We start from the raw sequence: 13,732 nt of genomic DNA, 5'->3' as shown, positions 1-13,732 counted from the left end.
GTTTCTCACTCACGACCCGGTCTCAGCCATCCCGGGTGGACAAGCGGGCGTAGGCCAGCGACAGCCCGATCACGATGTAGCAAGCCGCGCGCAACGCGCCCTCGCCCAGCATCTGCGTGCCCATCGGGTCCTGCAGCACCTCGGCCGGCGCCATCGACCAGTTCTGCGTCAACAGGAACGGGTGCAGCCAGTCCAGCGACGTCAGGAACCCGAGGATGGTGAACACGATGTCGCCCGCCAGCACCGACGCCACCACCAGCATCGGGTGTTCCGTCCAGCTGGAGATGGCCAGCGCCACCGCGCCGACCGCCCACAGCTGCAGCACCACCCAGCCGGCCACCAGCAGGATCCGCACCAGCGCGCCGCCGAGGGACAACGTCGTGCCCGACAGCGTGAACAGCGAATCCGTGCCGTTGATGATCAGGCCGGTCACCACGCCCGTCACGCACATCGCCAGCACCGAAACCACCGACACCGTCGCGACGCCGAACGCCTTGACCGCCAGCAGGCGCCCCCGGCCGACCGGCGCGATCAGCCAGCCGCGCAGCGTTCCGTGGGACGTCTCGCCCGCGATCGCGTCCGCGCCGGCCATCGCCGACGCCAGCGGCAGCAGCAGCGCCAGCGACATCACGATCGCCGCGATCGGCAGCACGAACGCGTTGTTCACCGCCGACGCCAGCAGCGCTCCGCCGCCGTCGTTCGGGCCGCCACCCTGCGGACCCGTGTCGTCGACCAGCGTCAGCCCGATGCCGATCACCACCGGGATCAGCGCCAGCAGCCCCAGCACGGCCAGCGTGCGCGGGCGCCGGAAGATCCAGCGCAGCTCCGCCGCGAGCAACCGCGGCAACGGCACCGTGTCGTGGCCCGTGCGGACCGCCGGTGCCTCCAAGACGGCCGTCATTCCGCCCCCTCCGTGAGCCGCGCGAACAGGTCTTCCAGGCCGGTGCGGGCCCGCGTCGCCTCGTGGACCGCGACCCCCGCGCCCACCAGGACCTGCAGCACCCGCGGCGCCTCGGCCGCGGTGAGGTCGGCCCGGATGCCGTCCGGCGTCAGCCGGGCGCCGATCCGGTTCTCCCGCAGCACTTCCACCGCCTGTTCCGCGTCCGGCGTGCGGACCAGCAGGGCCGCGTTCCCGGACTCCAGCAGCTCCGCCAGCTCGCCCTGCGCGACGACGTTCCCGGACTGCAGCACGGCGACGTGCGTGCAGGTCGCTTCGACCTCGGCCAGCAGGTGCGACGACACCAGCACGGTGACGCCCTCGGCGTGCAGCTCGGCGACGATCCTGCGGATCTCCCTGGTACCCGCAGGATCGAGGCCGTTGGTCGGCTCGTCGAGCACGACCATCTTCCGCGGCACCAGCAACGCCGAAGCGAGCCCGAGCCGCTGCTTCATGCCGAGCGAATACCCCTTGTACCGCCGCCGCGCCGCCCCGGTCAGCCCGACGCGCTCCAGCGCCGAGTCCACCGCGGACGGAATCCCGGCCGAGGACAGCCGCGGTTCCGCCGCGGCGAAGCGCAGCAGGTTGTCGCGCCCGGACAGGAACGGGTGGAAGCCCGGCCCCTCGACCAGCGCGCCGACGTCCGGCAGCGCGTGCGCGGCGGCGTCCGGCATCGGACGGCCGAGCAGCTCGACCTCGCCCTCGGTCGGCCGGACCAGGCCGAGCAGCATCCGGATCGTGGTCGTCTTGCCAGAGCCGTTCGGTCCGAGCATTCCCACGACCGCACCGGCCGGGATGTCGAGGTCGACGTGGTCCACCGCGACGGTGCTGCCGTACACCTTGCGCAGCCCCCGGGTGCGCGCGGCGAGCGGGACCGCCGGAGCGGAGGCCTCCGAAGAAACCTCCGCCCCGGACTGGACAGCCGTGCTGGTCACTTCTGACCCAGCGCTTCGTACAGGACCTGCTCCGGCACCGCGCCGGCGGCGAACCGGCCGTCGTCGGTCAGCACCGCGCTGCCCACCTTCGTGGTGAACAGGTAGCCGCTGCCCCAGGCGCCGTTGACCTTCTTGCCGAACCGCTCGAGTAGCGCCTTCGGGTCGGCGTTGGCGCCCCGGCCCTCCCGGCCGGACTGCTGCTTCGGCGCCGCGTTCAGCGCGTCCGCCGGGACCTTGCCGGTGACGACGGTGTCCCAGCCGTCGCCGACGACCTTGACGTCCTGCTTGGCCTGCTCGGCCAGGTCCTTGGCGTGCTGGTCGACCTGCGGCGTCTTCTCCTGCACCTTGGCGCCCTTCGGCGGGGTGAAGGTGAAGAGGTCGGCGGGCTGCTGCTTGAACTCGATCTCGGTGAACGCGACCTCGAGCGCCGGCGTCGCCGTGCCGTTGCTCAGCACCGACACCCGCAGCGGCATCCGCGTCTGCGAGTCGACCGCGACGCGGATCTCGCGCAGCAGCGTCCGCTCGGTCGGCTTCGGCGTCAGGACCAGCTCGTAGGCCGGGCGGCCGGCCACGCTCGCGGTGCCGTCGACCGAGACGGTGCTGCTCTCGCGGACCTTCGCGAGCAGTTCCGTCGACGCCGCCAGCGGGTCGGCGGTCTTGTCGCTGCCCGCGCCCTTCCGCTGGGCGACGTCGGCCGGGATGGTCACCTTGGTCGCGGTGTTGGTCTTGGAGCTGTAGTCCCACACGGTGGTGCCGTCGTGGACCACGGTCTCCTGGCTCGCGCCCTGCGTGACGGCCAGCCGGCTCTTGCCCGCGCCGTCGGTGAAGAGGTGCGCCGAGTCCATGTTGAGCGCCTGCGCGCCCGGCACCGCGTTCCCCACCGCGGGCAGGCCCAGATCGTTGCTCACCTTCAGCGTGCCGTCGAACGCGCCCGGCTTCGCCTTCACCACCGACTGGACCAGGTCCTCGGCGCTCACCTGCGGCAGCGCCGGCTTGTCGTCCGCGCTGGCCGGCATCGCGACGAACGCGAGCCCGCCGGCACCGAGCGCGGTGCCGAGGACCGCGGCGGTGATGCCCTTCGTCTTCGGTTTCATGCGTCTCTCCCTGTGGTGTTCCCGGGCTCGAGTGTGCCCGGCTCCCTGGCACCGACGCTTCCCTCTCGAGGCTGAGATACCCCTGAAGGTTCTCCCTCCCCGGCTGAGATCGCGCTGAGAACCGACGCACGACCTGCGCAAACCGGCCATGATGAGTCTCGTGAAACCTCGGGTGCTGGTGGTCGACGACGAACCGGGCGTGCGCAAGGCCCTGCAACGCGGGCTGCGTGCGGAGGGCATGGACGTGGTCACCGCCGCGGACGGGCCCACCGGCCTGCAGCTGGCGGGCACGGGCTCGTTCGACGTCGTCCTGCTCGACATCATGCTGCCGGGCCTGTCCGGCTACCGCGTGCTGGAGCGGCTGCGCAAGGACGGCGTCACCACGCCGGTGCTGCTCGTCTCGGCCAAGGACGGCGAGATCGACCAGGCCGACGGCCTCGACCTCGGCGCCGACGGCTACCTCGTCAAGCCGTTCTCGTTCGTGGTGCTGGTCGCGCAGGTCCGCGCGGTGCTGCGCCGGGCCGGGCCGGAAGCCGGTCGCGGCACGCTGAGGCTCGGCGCGCTGGCCGTCGACCGCGGGCTGCGGCAGGTGCACTGGCACGACGAAGAGGTGGCGCTGAGCCCGCGGGAGTTCGCGCTGCTGGAGGTCCTCGTCGGCCGGGCGGGCACGGTCGTGACGAAGGACGAGTTGCTGCGCGCGGTCTGGGGCGAGGAGCAGGCCGTGACCCGCAACCTCGTCGAGGTCTACGTCGGGTACGTGCGCCGCAAGCTGGACGCGGTCGGGGCCGGCGCGCTGCTGCGGACCGTGCGCGGGCACGGCTACCTGGCCTCCGACGCGCAGCTCGACGAGGTCATCACGCCGTGATCTCCTGGTGGCGGGGCCGGTCCCTGCAGGCCCGGATCACCGTGCTGGCCGCGACGATCACCCTGGCCTGCCTGCTCGGGCTGGCCACACTGGCCGCGTCGAACCTCTCGCCGCTGCTCATCGGCTCGGTCGACCGCGAGCTCTCCTCCGCGCTCGGCCCGGCCGGCGCCGAGGTGGGCGCCGGGCGGCCGCTGTCCGGCGCGGCGCCGGTGACGCTGCGGGTGCTGGACATCGCGGGCACGCCGGTGGACGGCGGCACGCCGACGGGCCTGGCTCCCGCCGACGTCTCGACGCTCAAGGCCGGGCAGCCGGTGCAGCGGGACGGCGCCCGGTACCTCGGCACGGTCGTCAGCGCGCCGGACGGGGCGCAACGGCTGGTCGTCGCGGGGGCCGGCCTGGTCGGGTTCGCGGCCGCGGTGCACTACGGCGGCGTGTGGCTGGTCGTCGTCGCGGCGATCGGGGCGCTGGTGGCGGGGTTCGCGACCTGGCTGGTGGTGCGCCTCTCGCTGCGGCCGGTCGCGCGCATGCGGGGATCGGTGCGGTCGCTGCCGCCGGGGGCGCGGCTGGCGCTGCCGGACTCGCACGACGAGCTGCGGGCGCTGGCGGAGGAGTTCAACGCGCTGCTGGAGCGGCAGGAACAGGCCAGCGACCGGCTCCGGCGCTTCACCGGCGACGCCGCGCACGAGCTGCGGTCGCCGGTCGCGTCGATCCGGGTGCAGGCCGAGGTGGCGGTGACCAACCCGGATCCGGAGCTGGCGCAGGAGACGCTGTCGGACATCCTGACCGAGGCCGAACGGCTGTCGTCGCTGCTGGACGGCCTGCTGTCGCTGGCCCGCTCGGACGCGGGGGAGGTGCCGCCGGCTTCCCCGGTGGAGCTGGTGAGCGAAGTGCGTTCGGCGGTGGCGCGGCTGCCCGCGGGAGCGCCGGAGACGCGGGTGAGCACGGCGGTCGCGCAGGCGTGGGCGTCTTCGGCGCACGCGGAGGTGGAGCTGGTGCTGGACAACCTGCTGCGCAACGCGTGCCGCTACGCGCGCGGGCAGATCGTGGTGTCGGTGCTGGCGTCGCGGTCCTCGGTGCGGGTGGTGGTCGACGACGACGGCCCCGGGATCGCGCCGGAGCACCGCGAGAAGGTGTTCGACCGGTTCTACCGGATAGCCGACGACCGGGCCCGGTCGTCCGGTGGGACGGGGCTGGGCCTGGCGATGGTGGCGGAGACGGTGCGCCGCCGCGGAGGACGGGTCCAGGTGAGCGAATCACCGGACGGCGGCGCCCGGTTCGTGGTCGTCTGGCGCGCGGCCGGTCCCGTGTCGTGAGTGGTAAGGCGGGTTAGAACCCGCTTTGCCACTCACGACGGGTTGGGGGTGGGGCTTCCGGGTAAGTTCCGGGACTGTGAACGCTGTGATCGTGGGAGCCGCCCTGGTGCGGGACGGCAAGCTGCTGGCCCAGCAGCGGGCTTGGCCGCCGAAGCACGCGGGGCAGTGGGAACTGCCCGGTGGCCGGGTCGAAGACGGGGAGTCCGAGGCCTTCGCGCTGGCCCGCGAGTGCAGCGAGGAGCTCGACGTCGTCGTCGAGGTCGGCGGCCGGGTCGGGGAGGACATCGCGCTGCCCGGCGGGAAGGTGCTCCGCATCTACGCCGCGACGCTCGTTTCGCCGGGGGAAGAGCCGCGGGCCGTCGAGCACCGAGCCGTGCGCTGGCTCGGGCCCGACGACCTCGACGACGTCGACTGGCTGCCCGCCGACCGGATCCTGCTCCCGGCCTTCCGCGCGCTGCTCAGTTACCAGTCCGGCCAAAAGTAGGCCGCCCCGCGCTCGGTACGTAACCGTTGCTACGAAGTCATGCGGCCGTGGCTGTGGCCGGAGTGGTAACCGATCGGCGCAGCAGCGCCGATCATTCGCAGGGCCGCGTCGAGCCGGTGGGAGCCGCGCTCGCGGGCGCGCTCGGCGCCCGCCTTCCGCACGCGGTCCAGCTCGGCGACGTCGTCGAGCAGCGCCGACGCCCGCGCGCGCAACGGCCGCAGCTCCTCGATCACCGCGTCGGCGACCGCGTCCTTCACCGCTCCGTACGAGGTGAACTCCGAGGCCAGGTCCGCGGGCGAGCCACCCCGGCAGGCGGCCAGGATCTCCAGCAGGTTCGCCATCCCCGGCCGGGTCTCCGGGGCGTGGACCGGCACCGAGCCGCCGTCGGTGACCGCGCGGCGGATCTTGCGGCGGATCTGGTCGGGCTCGTCGAGCACGAACACGACGCCCACCTCGTCCCGTGCGGACTTCGACATCTTGCGCGTCGGGTCGGCCAGGTCCTTCACCCGCGCGCCGGCCGGCGGCAGCACCGCGCGCGGGATGGTGAAAACGTCTCCGTACGTGCTGTTGAAGCGCTTGGCCAGCGTCCGCGTCAGCTCGACGTGCTGCCGCTGGTCCTCGCCGACCGGCACCTCGTCCGCGCCCTGCAGCAGGATGTCCGCGGCCATCAGCGCCGGGTACGTCAGCAGCGACAGCCGCACCCCGGCCTGACCTTTGGACTTCTCCTTGAACTGGATCATCCGCGCCGCTTCGCCGTAGTTGCAGGTGCACTCCAGGACCCAGGTCAGCGCGCCCAGCTCGCGGGCCAGGTCGGACTGGACGAACACGTGCTCGGGATCGATGCCGGCGGCGATCAGCACCGCCAGCTGCTCACGGGCCAGGGATCGGAGTTTCGCCGGGTTGTGCGGGGTCGTCATGCCATGCAGGTCGGCGACGAAGTACAGGTCGTCCGCACCGCCCTCGCGGGCCCAGCGGCGGACCGCCCCGAGGTAGTTGCCGAGGTGGACGTGGCCGGAGGGGGTGATACCGGACAGCTTGCTCATCGTGTCTTCCCTTCGCGGTGGGACCACCCCGGAGAAGGAACGAAAAAGGCCGCCCGTCCGGGGCGGCCGCTGGTGATCAGCGCAGGACTGGAACGGCCGCCGAGGGCGGCCACCAGCTGGACGTCTGCGCGTGCATACGGCGAGCATAGGCGCGAGGGGGCGTGCGGGTCTACCGTCTAACCATGTATGTCGTCCTGCTGCACTACACAGCACCGATCGAAGAAATCGACTACGCGCTCCCGGACCACCAGAACTGGCTGAACAAGCAGTACGAGCACGGCCACTTCCTGGCGTCCGGGCGGCGGAACCCGCGCACCGGCGGTGTGATCATCACGCGGCCGATGTCCCGCGGGAAGCTCGACGCCATCCTGGCGTCCGACCCCTTCTGCGTGAAGCACCTGGCGCAGTACGAGGTCATCGAGTTCTCGCCGACGAAGACCGCACCCGAGCTGCGGCTGCTCAACGAGGCCGTGCCCCACTGAGGGCTACGCGGCCACCTCCTGCTTCGCCTTCGCCTTCTGCAGAGCCAATACTGGGCACTTCTTGCAGCGCGGCTTCGACCGGCAGCACTTCTTCTTGACCTTGCCGGCCTTCATCAGCTTGCGCACGACCTTCCGCGGGTCCTTCGGCTTCTTGCCCACGCGCACGCACCTTCCGGATCGGCGACTTCACCGGGTTTCCACGTTAGGTCAGCCTAATCGCCAGGGGGGCGTGGGGCCGCTCACAACGGGGTGGCAGGTATCCTGGGTGAGGTCCGCGTGTGACCAGAGCCGGTCACGGGATGCCTGAACGGTGTGCGCGGCCATCCAACCCTTGAAGTTCAGGAGTTCTCGCGTGCCCGCAGCCAGCGCTACCGTCGAAACCGGCCGGCCGACCGGTAAGACCCGGCCCGACCTGCGCAACGTCGCGATCGTCGCCCACGTCGACCACGGCAAGACCACCCTCGTCGACGCGATGCTGCGCCAGTCCGGCGCCTTCGCCGAGCGCGCCGAGGTCGTCGACCGCGTGATGGACTCGGGGGAGCTGGAGCGCGAAAAGGGCATCACGATCCTCGCGAAGAACACCTCGATCCACCGCCAGACGCCCGAGGGCCAGGTGACGATCAACGTCATCGACACCCCCGGTCACGCCGACTTCGGCGGCGAGGTCGAGCGCGGCCTGGCCATGGTCGACGGCGTCGTCCTGCTGGTCGACGCGTCCGAGGGCCCGCTCCCGCAGACCCGGTTCGTGCTGCGCAAAACCCTCGAGGCCGGCCTGCCGGTGATCCTGCTGGTCAACAAGACCGACCGGCCGGACGCCCGGATCGCCGAGGTCGTCGAGGAGACCCACGACCTGCTGCTCGAGCTGGCCAGCGACATCGAGGACGCCGACCACGACGCCATCCTCGACCTCCCGGTCGTCTACGCCTCCGCGCGCGCCGGCAAGGCCAGCCTGGAGCAGCCCGCCGACGGCGAGATCCCCGAGAGCGAAAACCTCGACCCGCTGTTCGACACGCTGCTCCGGCACGTGCCGCCGCCCGCGGCCGACCTCGACGCGCCGCTGCAGGCGCTGGTCACCAACCTCGACGCGTCCAACTTCCTCGGCCGCATCGCGCTGATCCGCATCCACGCCGGCAAGCTGCGCAAGGGCCAGACCGTGGCCTGGATGCGCGCGGACGGCACCACGCAGAACGTCCGCATCTCCGAGCTGCTGGTCACCGAGGCGCTCACCCGCGTCCCGGCGACCGAGGCCAGCGCGGGCGAGCTCGTCGCCATCGCCGGCATCCCGGACATCACCATCGGCGACACGCTCGCCGACCCGGACAACCCGGTGGCGCTGCCGCGGATCACCGTCGACGAGCCGGCCATCTCGATGACCATCGGCGTCAACACCTCGCCGCTGGCCGGGCGCAACGGCGGCGACAAGGTCACCGCGCGGCTGGTCAAGGCCCGCCTCGACCAGGAGCTCATCGGTAACGTGAGCATCCGCGTCCTGCCGACCGAGCGCCCCGACACCTGGGAGGTCCAGGGCCGCGGCGAGCTGGCGCTGGCCATCCTCGTCGAGCAGATGCGCCGCGAGGGCTTCGAGCTGACCGTCGGCAAGCCGCAGGTGGTGCTGCGCACGATCGACGGCAAGCTCCACGAGCCGTTCGAGCGCCTCTACATCGACTCGCCGGAGGAGCACCTCGGCGCGATCACCCAGCTCCTGGCCGCCCGCAAGGGCCGCATGGAGGACATGAGCGGCAACGGCACCGGCCGGATCAAGCTCGAGTACGTGCTCCCGTCGCGCGGCCTGATCAGCTTCCGCACCGACTTCCTCACCGAGACCCGCGGCACCGGCATCGCGAACCACGTGTTCGAGGGCTACTTCCCGTGGGCGGGCGAGATCCGCACCCGGCACAGCGGCTCCCTGGTCGCCGACCGCTCGGGCCCGGTCACCGCGTACGCGATGATCCAGCTGGCCGACCGCGGCACGTTCTTCGTGGAGCCGGGTGTCGACGTCTACGAGGGCATGGTCGTGGGCGAGAACCCGCGCTTCGAGGACCTCGACATCAACATCACCAAGGAGAAGAAGCTGACCAACATGCGTCAGTCCTCCGCCGACGTGATGGAGACGCTGGCCCGCCCGCGCAAGATGGGCCTGGAAGAGGCGCTGGAATTCTGCTCGGTCGACGAGTGCGTCGAGGTCGCGCCCGAGGTCGTCCGGGTCCGCAAGGTCACCTTGGACGTCAATACCCGCGCGAAGGAGCGTTCGCGCGCCAAGAGCCGCGACAACGGCTGATCCTCGCACTTCGCGAAAACCTCCCGGCGCGAGTCGCCGGGAGGTTTTTTCGTGCCCGGTCCCTTACGCTGAGTCGGCCGGTGGCGAACCCAGCGTCAGGAATTGCGCCGTTCTTCTCCTTATATCTTTATAGGGGCCGCGACGGCTTCATCGCCTGGCGCCGACCACCGGTGTGAACCTTTCTCGTGTCCGGCCCGTGTTCGTTCCGCCGTTCCGGAACGGTCCGGGAACCCGGACGGTGTTCCGCGCGTCCTTCCCCGTAGGGCCCACCTTGGGGCGGCGCAGCCGCCCGATCCGGGTGTGGGAATCTCGGTTCCGGCGGCGCAGGCGGTCGTGGGAGCATGACTGACCCGATCGGGGAGAAACTGGGAGGAACGGGGCGTGCGGGTGAATCGCAAGGCGGTGCCGGTACTGGCACTCGCGGCCGTGCTGCTCACCGCCTGCTCCAACACCCCGCCGCCCCCGGTCGTGTCGTCGTCGGTCGCGCCCGTGTCCACCACCGGCAAGACGCCGTCGCAGATCGTCGTGGGCGTCGATGACGTGCTCGGCGGGTACAACCCGCACAACCTCGCGGACTCCTCCCAGGTCACCTCCGCGCTCTCGCAGCTGCTGCTGCCCTCGGTGTTCCGCCAGAAGGACGACGGCACCACCCAGCTCGACAAGAACCTGATGAAGTCCGCCGAGGTGATCTCGCAGCAGCCGTTCGTGGTGGCCTACGACATCCGGCCGGACGCGTCCTGGTCCGACGGCGCGCCCATCGCCGCCGAGGACTTCGACTACCTGCGCACCCAGCTGCGCGACCAGCCGGGCGTGATCGGGCCTGCCGGCTACCGGCAGATCACCGACCTGCAGTCCCGTGAGGGCGGCAAGCGCGTCGAGGTCACCTTCGCCAAGCCGTACCCGGGCTGGCAGACGCTGTTCTCCGACCTGCTGCCCGCCCACCTGCTCAAGGACGCGCCCGACGGCTGGCGGGGGGCGCTCGCGTCGAACTTCCCGGCCGTCGCCGGCCCGTTCTCGATCAAGAGCCTGGACACCGCCCGCGGCGAGGTGATCCTCGAGCGCAACGAGCGCTACTGGGAGAAGCCCGCGGCGATCGACCGGATCGTGCTCCGCCGCTCGGACCAGAACACGCTGCTGGCCGCGCTGCGCAGCGGCAACGACCAGTTCGCGCTGGCGCGCACGAGCGGCGACGAGCTCAAGCTGCTCGGCGAGCTCGGCCCGGCCGTCAAGCTGCACACGGTGGCCCGTCCGGTGGTGGCCGACGTGCTGCTGCGCCCGGTCAGCGCGACGCTGCAGGACGCCCAGGTCCGCGCCGGGATCGCCGCGCTGATCGACCGCACCAAGCTGATCACCGAAGGCGTCAACGGCGGCCCGTCGTCGACGCTGCACGCCGACGCCCAGGTGACCGCGCCGTCGGTGAAGGGCTACGCGGCGACCATCCCGCCCGGCCCGCCCACCGCACCCGACGTCGCCAAGGCCGAGCAGTCGCTGCAGGCGGCCGGCTACACGAAGACCGCGGGCACCTGGCGCAAGAACGGCCGGGCGCTCTCGCTGGTCATCGCGTCCCCGGCCGCCCAGGAGCCGTACGCGACGATCGCCAAGGAACTCACCAGCCAGCTCGCGGCGCAGGGCATCGAGGTGAGCCCGATCACGCCGCAGCCGCGCGACCTCTTCGGCGGCCTTCTGGCGATGCCGGTCGTGAACGGGGTCCAGCAGCCGACCGGCGACTCGGCGGGCAACGTCGGGGTCGACATCGCCGTCGTCCCGCAGGCGGTCGGGGGCGACACCGCTTCGGTCCTCGCGTCGACGTTCGGCTGCCGCCCGGAGCAGACGGCCGCGGGCGCGGACAAGACCAAGCCCGTCGTCCCGGGCAACGCGGCCGGCTTCTGCGACCCGGCGCTGCAGCCGTCGATCGACGCGGCCCTCTCCGGATCGACCCCGCTCACCGAGGCGCTCACCACTCTTGAGCCTGAACTTTGGCGCCAGAACGTGGTGATTCCGCTGTTCCAAATGGCTGACACTCTGGCGATCGGATCGGGCATCTCGGGCGTCACCCCCGGTCCCCCCATGGTGGGCCCGTTCGGGTCGGCGGTGAACTGGACTCGCGGCCCGAAGTAATCGGTTGGCTACGCATTCAGTACTACCGGGTGATCTTTACCAACGCCTTCGAGTGGGACGTTGTGAATCCATGAGGTAACCGCCGTATTTCTGGATGTCGACTGGAAGTCACCCTTTGGTCACGATCGACCCTGAACTGGTGACTGTCGGTGCTTTTCCTTTCTAGCGTGCTCCCGCAGTGCGCCAGTTGAGTGTCGCTTGGCGTGTCGTAGGCTCCGGCCCAACCAAACCGGAGCGGTGTGGGCCCTTGTCCCGATATTCAAGGGCTCAGTGCTAGGAGGGCACACTTCATGAGGAGATCCAAAGCAGTCTCCGCTTTGTCGCTCGTCGCCGGCGCCTCGCTGTTGCTGAGCGCTTGCAGCGGTGGTGATTCGGGTTCGGGCAACACCGATCAGAACGGATCGTCGACCGACGTCAAGGCGATGGCTGTCGGCAAGGCCGAGACCGGCGACCTGTTCAAGCTCGCGGACACCCCGGGGTACGACGGCACGGTCACGATCGGTATCGACGACGGGTACTCGGGGTACAACAACCAGACCCCGGACACCAACAGCTCGTACAACAACTACGTGTTGACCGCGGTGCTCTCCGGCACGTTGAAGCTCGACGGCAACAACAAGGTGCTGCTGAACAGCGACGTCTTCGAGTCGTGGGACATCACGCAGAAGGACCCGCAGCAGGTCACCTACAAGATCAAGCCGAACATCAAGTGGTCGGACGGTCAGCCCTACGACTGCAAGGACATGTACCTGGCGTGGCTGTCGCAGAGCGGCCTGGCCAAGGGCCCGGACGGGAAGAACCCGTTCAACTCGGCGTCGAACACCGGTTACGACCTGATCAAGCAGGCCACCTGCAAGGACCCGCTGACCTTCGTCACCGACTACAGCGAGCCCTACCTCGACTACAAGGGCCTGTTCAACTCGCCGGCGATCATGCCGGCGCACATCCTCGAGGCCAAGACCGGCATCTCGGACATCACCAAGCTGGCCCCGACCGGCGACCCGGCCCAGATCAAGGCCGCCGGTGACTTCTGGACGAACGAGTGGAAGGGCTTCAAGGCGGACATCATGCCCGCTTCCGGCCCGTACAAGATCACCGCGTTCGACGCCAACCAGAAGGCCGTCACCCTCGAGAAGAACCCGATGTGGGCGGGCGGCAAGGGTGGCCCGTCGAAGATCGTCGTCAAGGCGATGGAAGACACCAAGGCCATGGCGACCGCGCTGCAGAACGGTGAGATCGACGTCGCCGCGTCGACCCAGCCGGACGCCACCGCGGCCCAGACGATGAAGGGCCTCGCGGCTCAGGGTGTCGTCTACGGTTCGGCCCCGCAGCTGACCTACGAGCACCTCGACCTGAACTTCAAGCGCATGTTCGCCGACAAGGACCTCCGCAAGGCGTTCCTCGAGTCGATCAACCGCAAGGAGATCACGGACAAGCTGCTCAAGGAGGTCCAGGCGGACGCGGAGCCGCTGAACAGCGTCGTGTTCTTCCAGGGTGAAGAGGGCTACACCGACCTGTACAGCAGCAAGGCGGGCCTGGGCGCCGAGGCGGCGGCCAAGACGCTGACCGACGCCGGCTGGAAGAAGGGCGCCGACGGCATCTTCGCCAAGGGCACCCAGCGGGCCGAGTTCAAGATCACGCACAACCAGAACGCGCGCCGCAGCCAGACCGTCGAGATCATCATCTCGCAGGCCAAGGCGGCCGGCATCGAGGTCAAGGACGAGACCGACGCCAACTTCCTCAAGGGTGGCCGCGTCTCGACCGGTGACTACGACGTCGCGCTGTTCGGCTGGTCGGCTCAGCCGTTCAAGGCCGAGTCCCGCTCGATCTACATCTGCCCGGACAAGGGCGGCGAGCAGAACTACCAGGGCCTGTGCGACCCGAAGATCGACGACGCCTACAACGCCGCGGTGAAGGCGACCGACGAGCAGGTCAAGCTGCAGAAGTACCAGGAGGCCGACAAGGCCATCGCCGACGACTACGCGACCCTGCCGCTGTTCCAGACGCCGAGCATGTGGGCGTTCAAGGGCATCGACCGCGTCTACATGCAGTCGTACGACGGTGTTCTGTGGAACGTCGGCGAGTGGGAGCAGAAGAAGTAGGGCTCGTCCCGCCTCTTCTTTCCCCTCGCTCCAGATGACCTGGGAGGTACCGGGGTCCGGCCACAAGCCGGGCCCCGGTAC

Annotated in this window: 12 protein-coding genes; 7 read left to right on the top strand and 5 right to left on the bottom strand. The window is 70.4% G+C overall.

The features are described 5' to 3' along the window. Positions 1 to 22: 22 nt before the first annotated feature. Genes ACFPLC_RS06455 through ACFPLC_RS06445 form a run of 3 tightly spaced genes read right to left on the bottom strand, consistent with a single transcriptional unit; the run spans position 23 to position 2,966 of the window. Positions 23 to 901 (bottom strand): ABC transporter permease, encoded by an 879-nt coding sequence (locus ACFPLC_RS06455; protein WP_378189023.1) that lies wholly within the window; start codon positions 899 to 901, stop codon positions 23 to 25. Continuing rightward, the gene (locus ACFPLC_RS06450; RefSeq protein WP_378189022.1) at positions 898 to 1,872 is read right to left on the bottom strand and encodes an ABC transporter ATP-binding protein; all 975 of its coding nucleotides are present in this window, start codon (positions 1,870 to 1,872) and stop codon (positions 898 to 900) included. Before ACFPLC_RS06450 ends, ACFPLC_RS06455 begins: the two co-directional genes overlap by 4 nt. After that, positions 1,869 to 2,966 (bottom strand): LolA family protein, encoded by a 1,098-nt coding sequence (locus tag ACFPLC_RS06445; protein ID WP_378189021.1) that lies wholly within the window; start codon positions 2,964 to 2,966, stop codon positions 1,869 to 1,871. Before ACFPLC_RS06445 ends, ACFPLC_RS06450 begins: the two co-directional genes overlap by 4 nt. Before the next feature lie 148 nt (positions 2,967 to 3,114). Between ACFPLC_RS06445 and ACFPLC_RS06440 the strand changes: the two genes are divergently transcribed. The 3 genes from ACFPLC_RS06440 (at position 3,115) to ACFPLC_RS06430 (ending at position 5,628) form a co-directional block, all read left to right on the top strand. Continuing rightward, complete coding sequence (locus ACFPLC_RS06440) at positions 3,115 to 3,831, top strand: response regulator transcription factor (protein WP_191314849.1); 717 nt, start codon at positions 3,115 to 3,117, stop codon at positions 3,829 to 3,831. After that, positions 3,828 to 5,144: a sensor histidine kinase gene (locus ACFPLC_RS06435; protein ID WP_378189020.1), complete on the top strand. Its 1,317-nt coding sequence runs from the start codon at positions 3,828 to 3,830 to the stop codon at positions 5,142 to 5,144. The genes ACFPLC_RS06440 and ACFPLC_RS06435 overlap by 4 nt, the downstream gene beginning before the upstream one ends. A gap of 76 nt (positions 5,145 to 5,220) precedes the next feature. Continuing rightward, the gene (locus ACFPLC_RS06430; RefSeq protein WP_378189019.1) at positions 5,221 to 5,628 is read left to right on the top strand and encodes an NUDIX domain-containing protein; all 408 of its coding nucleotides are present in this window, start codon (positions 5,221 to 5,223) and stop codon (positions 5,626 to 5,628) included. 29 nt (positions 5,629 to 5,657) lie between these two features. Here ACFPLC_RS06430 and trpS read toward each other — a convergent pair whose 3' ends face one another. Then, positions 5,658 to 6,671, bottom strand: coding sequence for a tryptophan--tRNA ligase (trpS, locus tag ACFPLC_RS06425; protein ID WP_378189018.1), 1,014 nt, complete (start codon positions 6,669 to 6,671; stop codon positions 5,658 to 5,660). Between the two features lie 182 nt (positions 6,672 to 6,853). Between trpS and ACFPLC_RS06420 the strand changes: the two genes are divergently transcribed. Then, on the top strand, positions 6,854 to 7,153 hold the full coding sequence (locus ACFPLC_RS06420; RefSeq protein ID WP_378189017.1) for a YciI family protein: 300 nt from the start codon (positions 6,854 to 6,856) through the stop codon (positions 7,151 to 7,153). A 3-nt stretch (positions 7,154 to 7,156) separates the two neighbouring features. Here the strand turns inward: ACFPLC_RS06420 and ACFPLC_RS06415 are convergent, their stop codons facing one another. Then, positions 7,157 to 7,312 carry a hypothetical protein gene (locus tag ACFPLC_RS06415; protein WP_378189016.1) on the bottom strand — a complete coding sequence of 52 codons (156 nt, stop codon included), beginning with the start codon at positions 7,310 to 7,312 and terminating at the stop codon, positions 7,157 to 7,159. A 193-nt stretch (positions 7,313 to 7,505) separates the two neighbouring features. Between ACFPLC_RS06415 and typA the strand changes: the two genes are divergently transcribed. The 3 genes from typA (at position 7,506) to ACFPLC_RS06400 (ending at position 13,651) form a co-directional block, all read left to right on the top strand. Next, on the top strand, positions 7,506 to 9,431 hold the full coding sequence (gene typA / locus ACFPLC_RS06410; protein ID WP_378189015.1) for a translational GTPase TypA: 1,926 nt from the start codon (positions 7,506 to 7,508) through the stop codon (positions 9,429 to 9,431). 381 nt (positions 9,432 to 9,812) lie between these two features. Further along, entirely contained in the window at positions 9,813 to 11,549 is a 1,737-nt protein-coding gene (locus ACFPLC_RS06405) for an ABC transporter family substrate-binding protein (RefSeq protein WP_378189014.1), read from the top strand. Positions 11,550 to 11,839: 290 nt separating this feature from the next. Then, positions 11,840 to 13,651 carry an ABC transporter family substrate-binding protein gene (locus ACFPLC_RS06400; RefSeq protein ID WP_378189013.1) on the top strand — a complete coding sequence of 604 codons (1,812 nt, stop codon included), beginning with the start codon at positions 11,840 to 11,842 and terminating at the stop codon, positions 13,649 to 13,651. Positions 13,652 to 13,732: the final 81 nt, after the last annotated feature.

This window comes from Amycolatopsis plumensis, assembly GCF_042652605.1.
Classification (GTDB): domain Bacteria; phylum Actinomycetota; class Actinomycetes; order Mycobacteriales; family Pseudonocardiaceae; genus Amycolatopsis; species Amycolatopsis plumensis.
The sequence above is the reverse complement of the archived record's forward strand: the minus strand, read 5'-3'. Positions and strand labels throughout refer to the sequence as shown.